The sequence below is a fragment of the Cobetia sp. BL01 genome (assembly GCF_056493605.1).
In genome coordinates, this window is sequence record NZ_JBVBEE010000007.1 from 161650 (window position 1) to 178387 (window position 16738).

16 protein-coding genes are annotated in these 16738 nt (G+C 61.8%); 7 read left to right on the forward strand and 9 right to left on the reverse strand.

Going from position 1 to position 16738, the window contains the following annotated elements:
* Window position 1: 1 nt before the first annotated feature.
* A complete protein-coding gene (locus tag ACZYGA_RS13400; RefSeq protein WP_404625351.1) occupies window positions 2–535 on the reverse strand; it encodes an MDR/zinc-dependent alcohol dehydrogenase-like family protein in 534 nt (177 codons plus the stop codon).
* On the reverse strand, window positions 532–1053 hold the full coding sequence (locus ACZYGA_RS13405; protein ID WP_289864216.1) for a TetR/AcrR family transcriptional regulator: 522 nt from the start codon (window positions 1051–1053) through the stop codon (window positions 532–534). Before ACZYGA_RS13405 ends, ACZYGA_RS13400 begins: the two co-directional genes overlap by 4 nt.
* Window positions 1054–1437: 384 nt before the next feature.
* Between ACZYGA_RS13405 and ACZYGA_RS13410 the strand changes: the two genes are divergently transcribed.
* From ACZYGA_RS13410 to ACZYGA_RS13420, 3 genes are all read left to right on the forward strand, one after another.
* Entirely contained in the window at window positions 1438–3618 is a 2181-nt protein-coding gene (locus tag ACZYGA_RS13410; protein ID WP_404625353.1) for a TonB-dependent siderophore receptor, read from the forward strand.
* 244 nt (window positions 3619–3862) lie between these two features.
* On the forward strand, window positions 3863–4756 hold the full coding sequence (locus ACZYGA_RS13415) for a LysR family transcriptional regulator (protein ID WP_404625355.1): 894 nt from the start codon (window positions 3863–3865) through the stop codon (window positions 4754–4756).
* Between the two features lie 366 nt (window positions 4757–5122).
* Entirely contained in the window at window positions 5123–5824 is a 702-nt protein-coding gene (locus ACZYGA_RS13420; RefSeq protein ID WP_404625356.1) for an HD-GYP domain-containing protein, read from the forward strand.
* A gap of 108 nt (window positions 5825–5932) precedes the next feature.
* Here the strand turns inward: ACZYGA_RS13420 and ACZYGA_RS13425 are convergent, their stop codons facing one another.
* Both ACZYGA_RS13425 and putP read right to left on the reverse strand, forming a co-directional pair.
* The gene (locus ACZYGA_RS13425) at window positions 5933–6802 is read right to left on the reverse strand and encodes an urea carboxylase-associated family protein (protein ID WP_479399356.1); all 870 of its coding nucleotides are present in this window, start codon (window positions 6800–6802) and stop codon (window positions 5933–5935) included.
* Window positions 6803–6963: 161 nt separating this feature from the next.
* Complete coding sequence (putP, locus tag ACZYGA_RS13430; RefSeq protein WP_077376871.1) at window positions 6964–8448, reverse strand: sodium/proline symporter PutP; 1485 nt, start codon at window positions 8446–8448, stop codon at window positions 6964–6966.
* Window positions 8449–8792: 344 nt separating this feature from the next.
* Between putP and ACZYGA_RS13435 the strand changes: the two genes are divergently transcribed.
* On the forward strand, window positions 8793–9725 hold the full coding sequence (locus ACZYGA_RS13435) for a LysR substrate-binding domain-containing protein (RefSeq protein ID WP_404625359.1): 933 nt from the start codon (window positions 8793–8795) through the stop codon (window positions 9723–9725).
* Between the two features lie 146 nt (window positions 9726–9871).
* Here the strand turns inward: ACZYGA_RS13435 and ACZYGA_RS13440 are convergent, their stop codons facing one another.
* From ACZYGA_RS13440 to ACZYGA_RS13455, 4 genes are all read right to left on the reverse strand, one after another.
* On the reverse strand, window positions 9872–11185 hold the full coding sequence (locus ACZYGA_RS13440; protein ID WP_417285947.1) for an arsenic transporter: 1314 nt from the start codon (window positions 11183–11185) through the stop codon (window positions 9872–9874).
* Between the two features lie 61 nt (window positions 11186–11246).
* Window positions 11247–11969: an arsenical resistance protein ArsH gene (arsH, locus tag ACZYGA_RS13445; RefSeq protein WP_084209734.1), complete on the reverse strand. Its 723-nt coding sequence runs from the start codon at window positions 11967–11969 to the stop codon at window positions 11247–11249.
* Between the two features lie 63 nt (window positions 11970–12032).
* Entirely contained in the window at window positions 12033–12464 is a 432-nt protein-coding gene (arsC, locus tag ACZYGA_RS13450) for an arsenate reductase (glutaredoxin) (protein ID WP_404625363.1), read from the reverse strand.
* Window positions 12457–12861 (reverse strand): ArsR/SmtB family transcription factor, encoded by a 405-nt coding sequence (locus tag ACZYGA_RS13455; RefSeq protein ID WP_404625365.1) that lies wholly within the window; start codon window positions 12859–12861, stop codon window positions 12457–12459. The genes arsC and ACZYGA_RS13455 overlap by 8 nt, the downstream gene beginning before the upstream one ends.
* 216 nt (window positions 12862–13077) lie before the next feature.
* Between ACZYGA_RS13455 and ACZYGA_RS13460 the strand changes: the two genes are divergently transcribed.
* Window positions 13078–13461, forward strand: a complete 384-nt coding sequence (locus ACZYGA_RS13460; protein ID WP_077376856.1) for a hypothetical protein — start codon at window positions 13078–13080, stop codon at window positions 13459–13461.
* A 59-nt stretch (window positions 13462–13520) separates the two neighbouring features.
* A complete protein-coding gene (locus ACZYGA_RS13465) occupies window positions 13521–14609 on the forward strand; it encodes an NAD-dependent epimerase/dehydratase family protein (protein ID WP_404625367.1) in 1089 nt (362 codons plus the stop codon).
* Window positions 14610–14626: 17 nt separating this feature from the next.
* On the opposite strand, the gene ACZYGA_RS13470 is transcribed toward ACZYGA_RS13465, so the two are convergent.
* Complete coding sequence (locus tag ACZYGA_RS13470) at window positions 14627–14839, reverse strand: DUF3820 family protein (RefSeq protein ID WP_052384432.1); 213 nt, start codon at window positions 14837–14839, stop codon at window positions 14627–14629.
* A gap of 136 nt (window positions 14840–14975) precedes the next feature.
* Here ACZYGA_RS13470 and ACZYGA_RS13475 point away from each other — a divergent pair, with 136 nt between their 5' ends.
* Window positions 14976–16442 (forward strand): aldehyde dehydrogenase family protein, encoded by a 1467-nt coding sequence (locus ACZYGA_RS13475; RefSeq protein ID WP_176493216.1) that lies wholly within the window; start codon window positions 14976–14978, stop codon window positions 16440–16442.
* The last annotated feature ends 296 nt before the right edge of the window (window positions 16443–16738 follow it).

A 16738-nucleotide genomic window follows, 5' to 3' on the forward strand; every position in this document is an offset into this window, starting at 1 on the left:
CTCAGTCCTGGCAAACCTTGAGCACGACCTTGCCCACATGACCTTTCTGCTGGAAGACGGCCTGGGCAGCGACTCTGCCTTGGCAGCGCTGGTGATGGCGATCACATGAGCACCACGTGCCTTGGCGAGCTGAACGGCTGCAGAGCCGCCCCCCCCCTGAGGCGCCGGTGATCAACACGCGATCCCCCTTGGCAAGCTGCGTGCGTGTCAGCAGGTTCTCGGCGGTGGAGTAGGAACATGGGAATGAGGCCAGTTCCACATCGCTCAGTGCGCTCTTGATGGGGTGTGCATGGCGTGCTGCCACCTTGGTGTATTCGGCGAAGCCGCCATCGCCCTTGGAGTACCACGCCAGGCGTGTGTTGATGTCGGTGTTGTTGACGCCAGCAGCCCCGACGCGCACCAGTACGTCGCGCGGGCCGGGAACCGGACGGGGGATGTCGTCGCGCACTTCCAGCACTTCCAGCACCTCCGGGCCGCCGTGGCCGGTCAGATAGATACCGTGCATGGTGTCATGGCGTGTGGATACAGTGCTCATTTGCGAGGTTCTCCCAGGAGGGTGAGGGTGGTGGATAGTGCCGCTTCGATCGCTGTGTCGCCCAGTACTAGCCAGGCCGAGGATGCCCCTTCATGAATCAGGAACAATTCGTTGGCGAGATCTTCGCGGCGACTGCGCGTGCCAAGCCAATGGAGGGTTTCCCGCTTGTGACGGGTGACGGCATCACTGACGTCACGATTGTCAGGAAAGGCCGCCAACGCATTGATCGACATGCAGCCATTGGGGGCTTCGTGCTTCATCCAGTGGCCCAGTCGTCGGTAAAGATGACTGAGCGCAGCGGCGCCATCGCTGGGCACCTCGTCCTCAAGAAAGGCGAGGTAGCGCTCATGGCGATGCTGGAGGGCACCGATGACCATGCTTTCCTTGGAAGGAAAATGTCGGTAGAGGGTGCGTAGGCTCACGCCAGAGGCAGCCTTGAGCTCTGACACACTGGGTTCTGCGAAGCCACGCTGGCTGAAGAGGGCTTCCAGGCGAGCGGCGATGTCGTGCTGAATCATGGAAGGACCATCGTCGAAGATTTCAGGGAGAGCGTTTGTTCTACCTCTACAGGGTAGAGCGATCATTCTCCCTGTGTCAATGTCCTGCAGCATTGTCCCGCTCGTCACCCCCTTTGATGGCTCGGCGACCCACGAGTGCTCCTCAATGAGGAGCGTCATCTTACCCTTGAGCGCAAGAGACTGCTTTCATCATGACCAATGGCGATGATTTCGGCCACCTGCTGGGTGGATTCTCGAGATAACGTTGCGACACTTTATGCTAAAGATTATCATTCGCGCTCAATTTGCTGGCGCAGGGGGCGTCAGTCATGGCCATGCTCTGTCGAATACAGGGCGAGATGTTGATTCAGCAGGACGCTGGCACATCACATAGAAGGGTTCCAGGTGCCAAGTCATTCTCGCAACCACGTCGTCAACAAGAATACCGTCAGCAAGAGCACCGTCAGCAAGAGCAAGGGGCCATTTTCCTGTCTGGTCTTCAGCCTCATGGCATTGCCGAGTACCACACTGGCGGCAGGTGAGTCGGCACAGGACGCCTCGGCAGTCGCAAGCTCGGTGATGGTGGTCACCGGCCAGCGGGAATCGGAAGTGGCGCCGGGCAGTTACCGTGCAGAGGCCTCAAGCCTTGCCAACAAGCAGTCGGTGGAGTTTCTCGAGCAGGCCCGCACCATCAATGTGGTGACCCGGCAGGTCATGCACGACTTCAATCTCGATGACCTGGAAGAGTCGCTGCAGCCGGTGGCTGGCATTCAGCTGGGCAATACGCTGGGGGGCACCGAAGACGGCTTCGTCAAGCGAGGCTTCGGCAGCAACAGCGATGGCTCGATGCTGATCGATGGCATCCGTCAGCCGCGCCGTACCTACACCACGGCGACGGTGGACCGCGTCGAAGTCCTCAAGGGGCCGTCATCGCTCTTCCAGGGCCAGCAGAACCCCGGCGGCGTGATCAACATGGTCACCAAGCGTCCGCAGTACGAGACGCACACCGAGATCAGCGGTGAAGTCAGCTCCTTCGGCGGTGGCAATACCACCCTGGACACCACCGGTCCCATCGAGGATACCGGCCTGGCCTATCGCTTCATCCTCTCGCATGAGGATGAAGACTCCTGGCGCGAGTACGGCAATGACCGCCGCACCACCATCGCCCCGTCCTTGCGTTGGGAGGGCGAGCACAGCAGCGCCCAGATCAGCTACGAGTATCAGGACTACGAGCTGGATATCGATCGTGGCACCGTCTTCTACAACGGCAGCGCCGCCAACGTCACGCGTGGCACGCGTTTCGATGAATCCTGGAACCGCGTCTATGGCCATGACGAGTCCGTCAATGCCTGGTGGAAGCAGGAAGTCACCGACAACTGGGACATGAAGCTGACCTATGGCTGGACGCGTCGTCAGTACAGCGATGCGCGCGCCAACGTCACGAATGTCAGCGATAGCGGTGATGTGACCGTGCACGCCGAAGAGAACCAGGGCTATGAACGCAGCGAGCACTACACGGCGCTGGACGCCATGGGTGATGTCGAGATAGCGGGGCAGCGTCACCAGCTGGTCATCGGTGCCGATTATGAGACCACCCGCGACTATCTGGATGAGCGCTATTTCGGCGACTCCGTCACGGTCTCCACCGTCACCGACGTGAATCATGGCCAGCTGGCCCAGGTGACCTCCGACGACATCAACACCTCGCGCAGCAATCGTCTCGACGAGAGTCAGGCCATCGGGGTCTATGTCAGCGACCGCTGGTATCTGAGTGACAAGTGGATTCTGGGCCTTGGCGGGCGCTACACCTGGTTTGATCAGCAGAGCGGGCAGGGCGAGGATTTCGTGTCTGACCCCGATTACAGCGATGACCTGTTCCTGCCCTCCGCGAACCTGCTGTATCGCATCGACGATGCCAGCTCCGCGTACCTCAGCTACAGCGAATCCTTTGTGCCCAACGGCAGCGACAGCGACAGTGGCGAGAGCCTCGACCCTGAGCTCGGCAAGGGCTATGAGATCGGTTACAAGCGTCAGTGGAATCCGCGTCTGGCGACGTCCGTGGCGCTCTACCAGATCCGCAAGGAAAACGTGGCGGTGACGGACAACGGCACCACGCGCACCATCGGTGAAGCCGGCTCGCAAGGCCTGGAGTTCAGCCTCGAAGGCGCCCTGACGGATCGTACTTCCTTGCTGTTCAGCTATGCCTACACCGATACCGAAGTGCTGGAGGATACCGAAGGCACCGAGGGCAATCGTCTGCCGAATGCGGCGCTCAACGCGGCCAGCCTCTATCTGGCACATGATCTGGCGATTGATCCGTCCTACGGCGAGTGGCGTGTCGGCGGTGGCGTGCGCTACGTCGGTGAGCGTGAAGGTGACGACGACAACAGCTTCTCGATGGATGCCTACACCGTCGCGGATGCCTTCGTCGGCTGGCGTCATGACTTCTTCGGTCCGGACACCGAATTCAAGCTCAATGCGAAGAATCTGTTCGATACCGCCTATTACTACGGCAGCGGTGGTGACACGCGCGTACTGGTAGGCGATCCGATGGAAATCACCCTGTCGGCCAGCGTGGGCTGGTAACACCGCTGATTGCTCTTTATGAGCTGATTGCTCTTTATGAGCTGATTGCTCTTTATGAAGAGGGGACGACAGGCAACTGTCGTGGACCAGGGGCGCTCCAATGCGCCCCTGATGCGTTGCGACGACTCGACATCGGGGCCTGACGTATCGGGTCCTGCCGCTGATTCAATCGGATTGGCTGATAGACTGACGTCTCGAGGGTCTCTTCCTTCATTCGATGTCACTACTGTCCGGAGAGCTTCACATGCTCGACTCGCTTCCCCTTGCCGATATCCGTGCCTTTGTCATGACAGCGGATCACGGCAGTTTCACCCGGGCCGCCGAGACGTTGGGCGTATCGCGTTCACAGGTGTCCAAGCAGGTCACCGCGCTGGAGAAGCTGCTGGGCGTGACTTTGATGCAGCGTTCCACTCGCTCGTTGCGGCTCACCGAGAGTGGTCATCTTCTCCACGCGCAATGTCGTAGTGCGCTGGGCGACATGGCGCAGATCGTGACGCTGGTGCGTGAAGAGCGTAACGCCATGCGCGGGAGGCTGCGCATCAACAGCGTCGGCGGGCCGATCGGTGAGCGGCTACTGGCGCCCGCCGTGCATGCCTTCATGCAGACGTGGCCGCAAGTGCAGGTGGAGCTGGATTTCAGCAGTCATCGCGTGAATCTGATTCGTGATGATTTCGATATCGCGCTGCGCATGGGCGCCCTCGAGGATGCCGATTTCATCGCGCGTCCGTTGATGACATTGCCCTACGTGGTGGTGGCCAGCCCAGACTATCTCGCCCGTCATGGCGCCCCGAATGCGCCTGGTGAGCTGGTGGATCACCGCTGCCTGGTCGGCTCGGTCTCGCGCTGGTCCTTCACCGCGCGCGGGGCAGAGCCTCGAGAGTTGCAGGTGGATGTCGGTGGTCAGCTTGAGTGCCGCAACGGGCATGTGCTGGTCAGTGGTGCCATTGCCGGCAACGGCATCATTCGCGTGCCAAGGCTCTACTGTGAATCCGCCCTTGCGCGAGGGGAGCTGCAGGAATTGCTGAGTGAATGGCAGCCGGCGGATGTACCGTTGTCATTGATCTATCATCGTGAGCGCCATCGTCCGCTGCGTACGGTGCGCTTGATCGAGCATCTGCTGGAATGGTTCGCGAGATGATATGCGCGCGTCTCTGAGCGCTGTATGCGTCATGCTGCAATACGAATAAGGTAAAGATTTGATGAAGGAAACATTGAGGCACGTCATTATTATCGCCTAATATTCACTAGGCACTTTTTATCAAGTACTTTCTATCAAGTCCTTTTTAGCAAGCCCTTTTTAGCAAGTGTAGGGTCTTGGAAGAGCTGGTCTTCGAAGCGGATACGAAGGCCCGAGCTTGCGAGACGGAAGTGAAACACAAATCCAAAAAACGAACGACAAATAGGCGTTCGTCATTCTGGGCTGATGCGACCCTATCTGGCGCATCGATCATGAGCCCCCTGATGACTCACGACCCTTGATAGGCAGATTGAACAGGGAGCCCCCATGAAAAATGCCCTGTGCGCGACGCGATTCGCGCCCGCCAGTGATGCCTGCTTGCCGGATTACCTCTCAAAGCCGCCCCCTGGGGCGAAGTCGCTCGAACCCGGAGTTCTGGCCCTGGCGCGTCTCCTTCAGCGTCATCATGGCGATACCCTGGCGCATTCCTGGCGGGTGGCGGGGCTGACGATATTTCTCTACGCAAGGCTGTTGCCGTCCGCTCAGCGCAAGGTGCCACTGCATGACCTGCATAGCGCGGCCTTGTTGCATGATATCGGCAAGGTCGGTATCTCGACGGAGCTTCTGAATGCCCCGCGTGCGCTCAGTGATGAGGAGCGCGTCACGATGCGCGATCATGCCGGTCATGGCGGGCGCCTGCTGTTTTCTCTACGCGGCCCCCTGAGAGCGTTGGCCAGCCAAGTGGCGATCACCCATCACGAGGGCTGGAATGGCAAGGGCTATCCTGCCGGGTCCGCCGGGGAGGCCTTGCCACTGCATTGTCAGGTGGCCGCGATGATGGATGTCTTCGATGCTCTGGCCTCGCCGCGCGCCTACAAGCCGGGCTGGTCGTTGAAGCGTCTGGTCGGATTGTTCAGCGAGGAATCCGGCAAGCAGTTCGATCCTCGTCTGATTGCCCGCATGGCGCCGCTATGGACATCGCTGCACGCCGAACATCGGCGTTTGTATGAGCAGACAAGCCGAGGCTGAGGCGGCGATGCCCGTTCACGAAACGTCAAAGCCCCCTGTCGAGACTCTCGGCAGGGGGCTTTGTTACATCAGTATTCGCTAAACGCGATCAGCGTGCCAAAAGCCGCCTCAGCAGCAGCGCTCACGCTTGATGGCGGCCCAGTCGGTGGTGGGGTGCTGGCGGCCGTGATTACCGGCGTAAGCCGCGACCTTGGGCGACTCCCAGCCTGCGAGAACATCGCCTTCCAGCCGGTAGATCTCCACACCGAGCGGGTTGCAGGTCTCGAGCGGGTCACGCGCATCAGGGCCCCACAGGTCCACAGACAGATCGCCACCCGGGCAGCAGGACATCGCGCACAGCAGGTCCGTCTCGGCAAAGAACTCCAGGTAATCGCCCTTGCGAGCCGGGCAGGCCTTCATGAAGTACTTGTCTTCGTTGTTGAGGCCGGTGCACTGGAAGATGTTGAGCACATCGTGGATATCGAATTCGGTCAGGCCCCAGGGCTCCACCGCGCGGACCAGATTGGAGTGGCAGTGGTGATCGAAGTCCTCGCCGGTCAGCAGGCGATTGACGTAGGGGTCGCAGCGCGTGCCCAGCAGGTCATGCACGCGACCGCCTTCTGCATCGACACCATAGTCGGCGAGGGTGTCATCGATGATGGTCGCCATCGGGCGCAGGTAGGGCAGTGTGGACCACAGGCGATCATAGGTGCTGACATGCGCACGCTGCAGCTGGCGGGTGCGAGACGCCCACATGCGTTCACGCGGATTGTGCAGATTCCACATGTTGAAATCACCGACCTGTGAGCCTTCGGTGATCTTGATGCGCAGCACGCGGCCCGCCGGCACTTCCCATGCCAGTCCATCGCGCAGCGGCACGGTATGGGTCGCGACCAGTGTGCGCTCGGCCTTGCCTTCGGTGAGGCTGTCGTAGAAGTCGCGATCGACGTCCAGAATCGATCCCTTGCTGGCTTGATAGGCGGCAGGTACATCACTCATGACAGGACTCCTCGTAAATCGAAATTGGGTCTGATGACCAGGCCGGACTGCCTGGAATTCGCTGCCCGGTCGGGGCTTTCGTGCACTGCCGGCAAGTGTGATGGCCGGCAGTGGCGGTATCTGCAGGGCACAGGGAAGTTTCTCGGTCCCCCTGCGCGGGGTCAGGCCTGTTCGCGGCGCCAGTGCTTCATCAGACGGTCGAAGCAGGCGCTGGCGGCAGGTTCTGCGTTCATGCGGCTGACGATGCCGACGGCGATCAGGGCGAACAGGAAGCCGGGTACGACCTCGAACATGTCGAATATCTCCAGCGGGCCGCCGCTCAGCGGCTTCCAGATCGCGACGGTAAGGGCACCGACCAGCAGGCCGGCGATGGCGCCATTGCGGGTCATGCCACGCCAGAACAGTGACAGCAGGATGACGGGACCGAAGGCGGCGCCGAACCCACCCCAGGCGTAGGACACCAGGCCCAGGATGCTGCTGTCACGCTCGCTGCCCATCACGGTGGCGAGCAGTGCGATGCCGATCACGCTGGCACGGCTCAGCCAGACCAGCTCCTTCTGCGTCGCCTTGGGGCGAATCAAGCCACGGTAGATGTCTTCGGCGATGGCGCTGGAGCAGACCAGCAGCTGGGAATCGACGGTACTCATGATCGCGGCCAGGACGCCGGCCAGAATGAAGCCTGCCACCCAGGGGTTGAGCATGATCTGGCTCAGGGAGATGAAGACACGCTCGCTGTCCGTGAGACCGCCACCCAGCTCACCGCCGAACCAGTAGTAACCCAGCACGCCCACTGCTACCGCAGCTGCCATGGTGATGGCGGACCACAGCAGGGCGATATGACGTGACACCTTGATATCTTCACGCTTGCGCACGGCCATGAAACGCACCACGACGTGTGGCTGGCCACAGTAGCCGATCGCCCAGCCGGCCAGCGACAGCATGCCCAGGAAGGTCACGCCTTCCATTAGACCACCGATGGGGGCGACATCCTGCGCCGCTGCCGGGGCGGCTGCGCCATCGCCGAACAGCGCCACCGCCGTCATGGCAGCCACGGCACACAGCGAGGCGGCCATCATCAGGCCCTGGATGAGGTCGGTCCACGAAGCGGCGAGGAAGCCACCGAGGAAGGTATAGCCGACGATGACCAGCGCGCCCAACCACAGTGCGACGCGGTAATCGATGTCGAAGAGACCTTCGAACAGCACGGCACCACCGACCAGGCCCGCCGAGACATAGAAGGTGAAGAACACCAGCATGACCACGGATGACAGAGTGCGCAGTACGCGCGAGCGGTCTTCGAAACGCGCTTCCAGATAATCCGGCACCGTCAGCGCATTGCCGGCCGCTTCGGTGAACACGCGCAGTCGCTCGGCGACCAGGGTCCAGTTCAGGTAGACGCCGACCAGGGTCCATACCGCGATCCAGGCTTGCGAGAGGCCACCACTGAAGATGGCGCCGGGCAGGCCCATCAGGGCCCAGCCGCTGAGATCGGAAGCGCCGGCACTCAAGGCCGCGACGCTTGGCGGCAAGCCGCGTCCCCCGAGGATGTAATCCGACAGATTGTGGGTGATGCGATAGAAGTAGATGCCGATGCCAAGCATCAGCAGCAGATAGAGCCCGAACGACAGCAGGACAGGTAAGTTCATCCTAGGAGACCTCATGGTGACGCCGAGGCGTCTTGTTATTGTTCACCAGTGATGTCGTGTTGCAGCAGGCTTGCACGGAACAAGCCGCGGGGAGCTGGCAATAGCACTGACACCGTCACCTTAACCATGAGGTGGATTGCAGAAAACTGATCATTTTTCGTTTAACATATGACTCAATGTCATGGGTAGCCGTCATGTGCTGGTTGACGCCTTTCTTCTATCAGGGCGCTGCTATCAGGGCGCTGCTATCAGGGCGCTGCTCGCAAGTACTCGGCACAGCGCTTGGCACAGGCACTCGGCACCCAGTTCTGGCACCCGGCCAGGCCAGTCATCAAGGACAACCCATGCGACCCAGTCTGTCATCGCTCAATGCTTTCGAGGTCGTGTCACGCCTGGGAAGCATTACTGCGGCTGCGGATGAGCTCAACATCACCCAATCGGCGGTGAGTCACCAGATCCGCCGCCTGGAGGCCACGCTGGAGGTCAGTCTGTTGGAGCGGGCTGGACGCGGCGTGGTGCTGTCACATGCCGGGCGTCGACTGGCCGATGGCCTGCAGGCCGGCTTTGCCAGAATCGAGCAGTCGGTGGCCGAATTCGAGGTCGACCCACAAGGCGTGCATCAGCGGCGCCAGCTGCGCGTCAGCTGTCTTCCTTCAGTGGCGGTGCGCTGGCTGATCCCGCGGCTCAACAGCTTTCGCGAGCAATGCCCTGATATCGCGGTCAGCCTGCAATATGCCGGCGTCAGTGCGCGGGGACTGCTGCCGGAGGTCGATGTGATGATCACCTGGCAGGACGAACTCCCGGACAAGGCATCACAGGCGTTCCGCTTGTTCTCGGGGGCTACCCAGCCGGTGGCCAGTCCGCTGTATCTGGAGCATCACCGCCGCCCGTCCCAGCCGGCGGACCTGTTGAAGCTGGAGCTGATCCACGACCAGTCGCGCCAGCCCTGGCATGACTGGTTCAACAACTGCGGGCTGTATCCCTCCCAACTCGACAAGGGCGATCTCTATCAAGACTTCAGTCTGCTGAGTGCTGCGGTGGTCGCGGGGCAGGGGGTCGCGCTGTGTCCGCCACGCCTGATCCGCAAGGAGCTTGAGGACGGCACCCTGGAATGCCTGTTCGAGATGGCCGCCAACCGCCAGCGTGCCTACTGGCTGTTCCATCACCCGCAGCCTGCCAGACACGTGCAGCAATTCTGCGACTGGATGCGCGCGCAGATCGCCGCCGAGGGTGGAGCGGCCGACAGTGGAGTCATCGTCAGCCGCCGCCAGCTCTGACGGCGGACATCTCTATCTCGGGCAATGACGCACGCAACGCAAAAGCCCCGCCGGGATGCGGCGGGGCTTTCTTGTGCAAGTGCCCATGTCATGACGGCATGGGTCGCGATCTAAGCCATGGCCCTTGGCCAGGAGATGGCGGGCCGTCAGCCATTGAGCACGCCCAGCCAGGCCCACAGGCCGAGCAGGGTGGCGATCAGTACCGGCGGGGTCAGCACCAGACCGACCTTGATGTACTGGCCCCAACTGATGTGATGGCCTTTCTGATCGAGCACATGCAGCCACAGCAGTGTGGCGAGACTGCCGATCGGGGTGAACTTGGGGCCCAGATCATTGCCGATCACGTTGGCATAGATCATCAGCTCACGCGTCGCGTCACTGACCTGCTGCGCGGTGAGGTGGTCGATGGCCAGCGCGCCGATCAGCGTGGCCGGCATGTTGTTCATCACCGAGGCGGTGACGGCAGCCAGCACGCCGGTACCGAGGGTGGCGATCAGACTGCCCTGGCTGGCAAGCCAGGCGAGGATGTCGCTGGCGTGATCGGTCAGGCCGGCATTGCCCAGCCCGTAGACCACCAGATACATGCCCACCGAGAACAGCACGATCTGCCATGGTGCACCGCGCAGTACCGGGCCGAGTTCGATCACGGCATCACCGCTGCCCAGCCAGCGGCCGGCGATGGCCAGCAGCATCAGCGCGGCGCTGCCGGTGACGACGGCGAGCGGAATGCCCAAGGGCGCGGTCACGAAGTAGGACACCAGCAGCACCCCCAGCAGCGGGAAGGCCGCGCGGAAGACCTGGGGGTCCTTGATGGCGCTCGAGGGTGCCTCGAGTTTCTCCAGCGCATAGTGTGACGGTAGTTCCTTGCGGAACATCAGCCACAGCACGATCAGCGTGGCGGCCAGCGCGATCAGATCGACCGGCACCATCACGGCGGCGTAATGCGTGAAGGAGATATCGAAGTAGTTGGCACTGACGATGTTGACCAGATTCGAGATCACCAGCGGCAGGCTGGTGGAATCCGCCACGAACCCGGTGGCGATGATGAAGGCCAGCGAGGCCGCCGCCGAGAATTCCAGGCGTACCAGAATCGCGATCACGATCGGTGTCAGCAAAAGGGCCGCGCCATCATTGGCGAAGAAGGCCGCGATCACCGCGCCTAGTAGCACGATGAGCGGGAACAGCCTGCGTCCGTTGCCGCCGCCCCAGCGTGCGATATGCAGTGCCGCCCAGCTGAAGAAGCCCACTTCATCGAGAATCAGCGAGATGATGATCAGCGCCACGAAGGTGAAGGTGGCGTCCCAGACGATGTCCCACACCACCAGTACGTCCGGCAGCGTGACCACGCCGCAGACCAGTGCGATCACGGCGCCGCCCAGTGCACTGGTGCCGATGCCCAGACCGCGTGGTTGCCAGATCACCAGTGCCAGCGTGATGACGAAGATTGCCAAGGCAAGCATGACGTCTCCTTGTCGAGGGGGAAGAGCAAGAGAAGCACGACGTGTGCGAACACGGACAGCGTCAGATCGTGCTCTGATTGACGCGTTTCGAGACCTCTTCGGCACTCTCGACACGCTCGGAATAGCGCTCGGTCAGATAGTCACTGCGCTCGCGGTTCATCCAGGTGAACTTCATCAGCTCTTCACAGACATCGACGATGCGCAGATACAGCGGTGACATGCGCATGCGGCCGTTTTCATCGAATTCATTGAAGGCCTTGGGCACGGATGACTGGTTGGGGATGGTCAGCATGCGCATCCAGCGCCCCAGAATGCGCATCTGGTTGACGCTGTTGAAGCTCTGGCTGCCGCCGCTGACCTGAAGGATGGCCAGCGTCTTGCCCTGGGTAGGACGTACGCCGCCCAGTGACAGCGGAATCCAGTCGATCTGCGCCTTCATGATCGAGGTCATCGCGCCATGACGTTCAGGGCTGGCCCAGAGCATGCCCTCGGACCACTGAGCCAGCTCGCGCAGCTCCTGCACCTTGGGGTGATCGGCATCGCAGTCATCCGGCAGCGGCAGGCCCGCCGGCGAGTAAAGGCGGACTTCCGCGCCGAATGCGGTCAACAGGCGCGCCGCTTCCTCGGCGGCAAAGCGCGAGAAGGAACGCTCACGCAGGGAGCCGTACAGCACCAGAATGCGCGGTGCATGACGCGGCGCACCGGGGCCGACCAGACGGTCGATCTCCAGCGGGCGCCAGTGTTCGGCGTCGATATTGGGCAGATCGGCCAATGCCGCTTTCATCGCGTCTGTCATGGTGTCGCCTGTCGGCAGGTGAGAGTGGGTGGAAGTGTGTGCGTTCATGGGTCAAGTCCTTGGGGCGTGGACGACGTCGCCGTCTTCCTTGGTGTAGTGCGCGACCGGATTGTCCAGAAGCTCCAGTACCGTCTCCGACGGGCGGCACAGGCGCGTGGCTTCGGGCGTCACCACGATGGGGCGATTGATCAGGATCGGGTGGGCGATCATGGCGTCGATCAGCTCGGCATCGCTCATGGACGGGTCATCCAGATTGAGCTCGTCATACGGCGTACCCTTGCGGCGCAGCAGCGGGCGCGGTCCATCGCCCATGGCGTCGATCAATGCTTCCAGCGTCTCGCGCGTCGGGGGTGTGACCAGATACTCGATGACTTCCGGTGTCTCACCGGAAGCCTTGAGCATGGCCAGCACATTGCGTGACGTGCCGCAGGCCGGGTTGTGGTAGATCGTGATCGTGTGGGAAGAGCGAGTGGATTCAGTCATCGTTTCCGGGCTCCTGCGACGTACCGGGAGTGTGGGCGTCACCGCAGCTGGGCGGGGTGAACGAGGCCAGCAACGGATCGCAGACCACCGAGGAGCCCGCGCAGCAGTCGCGTACCAGAAACTGCACGGTGGCGAGCATGTGCTCGAGGTTGGCGCGGTAGATCAGCGAACGGCCCTCGCGCTGGGAGTGGATCAGCCCCGCGCGACTCAACACGCCCAGATGGGTCGAGAGCGTGTTGTGCGGCACCTCGAGATGACGGGCGATCTCGCCGGCCGGTAGTCCCTCTGGCTCATGGCGTACCAGAAGGCGAAACGTGTCCAGACGCGTGGCCTGGGATAGCGCCGCGAAGGTGTCCAGCGTGGCCTGCGGGTCGGGAAGGCTGTCAGTATCATTCATATCATCTTGTCCATATGTCGAGACTTGTCGAAATGACGATGGTGCGATGATAGATCAGCGTGCCGCATATGGGAAGGTGCCCGGAGGAAAGAATGGGTGCAGATAGCCCTTGGCCATTCTCGAGGATTTGTGAGGGCGCGTATTCCGGTCAGGCAAAGCCCGCACAGTCTTGGTAGCATGTGCGCCATTGATTACCGGACAAGGGAAGATGGCACGATGATGATGGTATTGCAGATTCTGGGGGGCTTCGTGCTGGCGGCGGGGGTGCTGCTTGCGGCAGTGCCGGAGCTGGTCAATCGCTTCAAGGGCCCGGATGACACGCCCTTGACCGTGCCCAGACAAACGGGTGCGGCGATCTCGCGTCGGATTCGCTGGGGCTGGGTCATCGCGGTAGGGTACCTGCTGATGTATCCGCCGATCGGTCTGGGAGTGTTGCCGGTGCTGGTGACACTCGCCGTGGCGGGTATCGCCGGCATCATGACGGCACGCCTGATGGGGTTGATGCTGGATGGCATCGACATGCGTCATCTGTTCCGCTTTGCTGCCGAGTCGCTGATTCTCGGCGGCCTGTGGACCTGGTTCGTCAAGCTGTCCGCTTGAGAGGGGGCTCCCAGGCAGAGAGCGATTCCCGCTGTTTTCCCCTTCCCTGAGGCTTCTCCATGCCGCTCAATGACAATACGCTAGCCGCATTGGCTCATCTGGACAGGTCGCACCCCGTTCTGGTGACAGGAGCGACGGGGTATGTGGCGGGACAGCTGATCCGTCGCTTGCTGCAGGAGGGTCTGACAGTGCATGCCGCCGTGCGGGATCCAGGTAACACCGAGCGTCTGGCGGCACTCAAGGCACTGGAAGACAGCATGTCGGGCAAGCTGCGCGTCTTCGCCAGTGATCTGCTCGAGCAGGGCTCTTACGCCGAGGCGATGGCGGGGTGTGCGGTGGTCTTTCACACCGCCTCGCCTTTTGTCGTCAGTGTCGAGGATGCACAGCGAGATCTGGTGCGGCCAGCAGTGGAGGGCACGCGTAACGTGCTCCAGGAAGCCAATCGTCAGAGCAGTGTCGAACGCGTGGTGCTGACCAGCAGTTGTGCTGCCATCTACAGTGACAATGCCGATGCGCTGGACACCCCGCGTGGCTGTTTCGACGAGAGTGTCTGGAATACTACGGCGTCGCTGACACACCAGGCCTACTCCCACTCCAAGACGCTGGCGGAACAGGCCGCCTGGCAGATCGCCGAGCAGCAGTCGCGCTGGCGGCTGGTGGTGATCAATCCCTCGCTGGTGCTCGGCCCCGCGATCAGCGATGACACGCACGGCGAATCCTTCAGCCTGATGACGCAGCTATGTGACGGCACGCTCAGGATAGGCGCGCCGGATTACGGCATGGGCGTGGTGGATGTGCGGGATGTCGCCGAGGCGCATCTAGCGGCGGGATTCTTGCCCACGGCCACCGGGCGTCATCTGGTCGCCGGGCACTCCTCAAGCTTCATCGCGCTGGGGCGCCTGTTGAGTCATCACGCCGGCCCGCAATATGCGATTCCCATTCGCCAGCTGCCCAGATGGCTGGTGTGGCTGGCGGGTCCGCTGGCCAACAGGGCGGTGACCCGCAAGATCGTCTCACGCAACGTGGGGCATGCCTTCGTGTTCGACAATACCCGCAGCCGTGAGCAGCTGGGGCTGATCTACCGGCCCCTCGAGACGACGCTGCACGACATGTTCGATCAACTGGAGGCCAGCGGCCGCCTGTCGTGAACCTCATCTTCTGCATGTCAGCGACGTCGCAGCGGCTCCAACAGGGCATTCAACCCGTTGTGATCTATCTCGTGCATCAGCGCCAGCAAGCGACCTATCTCGCCTTGCGGAAATCCCTTGCGCGCAAACCAGCCCAGGTAATCGCCGGGCAGGTCGGCAATCAAGCGTCCGGCGTACTTGCCATAGGGCATCTGGCGGGTCGTCAGTTTCTGCAGATCTTCGGGGCTCATCCAGTGACTCTCATTCCACTCGGTTAAGGACGGTCTGGTCAGTTGCAGGTGCCATTCTGGCACAGCTGTGATGCAACGGTTGGGTTTTGCTCCGGCACCGCCATGTCCTGATCATACTCATGATACGGAGTGACTCATGTCCCGCGACTATCAGAACCTCGAGCAGCTACCCCTCGCCGGAGAATGGCGTAACGGCCGAGCCGGCAGGACGCTTGAGGTGGTGGATCCCTTCGATCAGAGCTCGCTGCTCTCGATTCCCATGGCCAATGCCGAGGATCTCGATGCCAGCTATCGCAGGGCGCGTGATGTCCAGCCTGACTGGGCTCTAACACCGGCGAGCGAGCGCGCTGGCGTGATGCACAAGGTGGTGGAGCTGATGGACGAGCGACGCGAGGAGTTGCTCGGCTGGCTGGTGCGTGAGTCGGGCAGTACCCGCCTCAAGGCTCAGGCGGAACTGGCGGCGGCCCGTGCGATCACGCTGGAGTCCGCCGCGATGGCCAATCGCGTGGCCGGGATGGTGATGGAGGCTCAGGTACCGGGCAAGGAGAGCCGTGTCTTCCGCAAGCCGCTGGGTGTCATCGGCATCATCAGCCCGTGGAATTTCCCGCTGCATCTGACCCAACGTTCCCTGGCGCCGGCACTGGCACTCGGCAACAGCGTCGTCATCAAGCCGGCCAGTGATACCCCGCTGACCGGCGGCCTGCTGCTGGCCAGATTGTTCGAGGAGGCGGGGCTGCCTGCCGGCGTCTTGAGCGTGGTGGTCGGTGCCGGCAGCGAGATCGGCGATGCCTTCGTGGATCACGAGGTACCGAGGCTGATCTCCTTCACTGGTTCCACCCAGGTGGGCAAGGGTATCGGTAGTCGCGCCGTCGGTGGTGATCATCTCAAGCAGGTTGCCTTGGAGCTGGGCGGCAACAGCCCCTTCGTGGTGCTTGACGATGCGAACATCGAGCAGGCGGTGGACGCCGCGCTGGTCGGCAAGTTCCTGCATCAAGGGCAGATCTGCATGGCCATCAACCGCATCATCGTCGATGCGTCGGTCCATGACGCCTTCGTCGATCGCTTCGTGGCGCGTGCCCGTGAGCTGAAGGTCGGCAACCCCGCCCAGGACGATACCGTCATCGGGCCGATCATCAATGCCAAGCAGCGTAATGGTCTGCTCGAGATGATCGAGACGGCCAAGGGCGAGGGCGCCAAGGTGATGCTTGAGGGCGAGGCGCAGGGTCAGCTGGTGCCGCCGCATGTGTTCACCGATGTCACCAATGACATGAGCCTGGCGCAGAACGAGATCTTCGGCCCGGTGGTCGGCATCCAGAAAGCCCGTGATGAAGCGCATGCGCTGGAACTTGCCAATGGCACCGAATATGGCCTCTCGGCCTCCGTCTTCACCGCGGATATCGCACGCGGCGAGCGCTTCGCGCTTAAGGTCGAGGCGGGCATGGTGCACGTCAATGACATGCCGGTGAATGATGATCCACGCGCGCCCTTTGGCGGCGAGAAGAATTCAGGCCTTGGGCGCTTCAATGGCGACTGGGTGCTGGAGGAATTCACCACCGATCAATGGGTCAGTCTGCAGGTCGAGCCACGTCAGTATCCGTTCTGATCCCTCTTATCTGTAGTTGATGCATGACAAGCAGCGCCCCGCTCAGCCTGATGCCTGAGCGGGGCGCTTTTGATGGTGGGGAATGCTGACAAGGCATGGTGATGATGCAGGAAAGAAGGCCAGCTGAGTGTCCGCTGATGGCAGGACGCCGAATTTTAGATTATTTTGATGGAGAAGTTTCGGAAGCTGGCGTCCCCGAGCCGATATTCTGGAGAAGGCAGCGAGCGCGACCATCGATGTTATGCAGCATTCACAGCGATAGGGGGTATGTGGCTGAGTTATACTTAATCCATCAA

Excerpts from the sequence above, each read along its gene's own strand:
- ACZYGA_RS13400 (WP_404625351.1), bottom strand. The coding sequence starts at position 535 with ATGAGCACTGTATCCACACGCCATGACACCATGCACGGTATCTATCTG.
- ACZYGA_RS13405 (WP_289864216.1), bottom strand. The coding sequence starts at position 1,053 with ATGATTCAGCACGACATCGCCGCTCGCCTGGAAGCCCTCTTCAGCCAG.
- ACZYGA_RS13415 (WP_404625355.1), top strand. The coding sequence starts at position 3,863 with ATGCTCGACTCGCTTCCCCTTGCCGATATCCGTGCCTTTGTCATGACA.
- ACZYGA_RS13420 (WP_404625356.1), top strand. The coding sequence starts at position 5,123 with ATGAAAAATGCCCTGTGCGCGACGCGATTCGCGCCCGCCAGTGATGCC.
- ACZYGA_RS13425 (WP_479399356.1), bottom strand. The coding sequence starts at position 6,802 with ATGAGTGATGTACCTGCCGCCTATCAAGCCAGCAAGGGATCGATTCTG.
- putP (WP_077376871.1), bottom strand. The coding sequence starts at position 8,448 with ATGAACTTACCTGTCCTGCTGTCGTTCGGGCTCTATCTGCTGCTGATG.
- ACZYGA_RS13435 (WP_404625359.1), top strand. The coding sequence starts at position 8,793 with ATGCGACCCAGTCTGTCATCGCTCAATGCTTTCGAGGTCGTGTCACGC.
- ACZYGA_RS13440 (WP_417285947.1), bottom strand. The coding sequence starts at position 11,185 with ATGCTTGCCTTGGCAATCTTCGTCATCACGCTGGCACTGGTGATCTGG.
- arsH (WP_084209734.1), bottom strand. The coding sequence starts at position 11,969 with ATGAAAGCGGCATTGGCCGATCTGCCCAATATCGACGCCGAACACTGG.
- arsC (WP_404625363.1), bottom strand. The coding sequence starts at position 12,464 with ATGACTGAATCCACTCGCTCTTCCCACACGATCACGATCTACCACAAC.
- ACZYGA_RS13455 (WP_404625365.1), bottom strand. The coding sequence starts at position 12,861 with ATGAATGATACTGACAGCCTTCCCGACCCGCAGGCCACGCTGGACACC.
- ACZYGA_RS13460 (WP_077376856.1), top strand. The coding sequence starts at position 13,078 with ATGATGATGGTATTGCAGATTCTGGGGGGCTTCGTGCTGGCGGCGGGG.
- ACZYGA_RS13465 (WP_404625367.1), top strand. The coding sequence starts at position 13,521 with ATGCCGCTCAATGACAATACGCTAGCCGCATTGGCTCATCTGGACAGG.
- ACZYGA_RS13470 (WP_052384432.1), bottom strand. The coding sequence starts at position 14,839 with ATGAGCCCCGAAGATCTGCAGAAACTGACGACCCGCCAGATGCCCTAT.
- ACZYGA_RS13475 (WP_176493216.1), top strand. The coding sequence starts at position 14,976 with ATGTCCCGCGACTATCAGAACCTCGAGCAGCTACCCCTCGCCGGAGAA.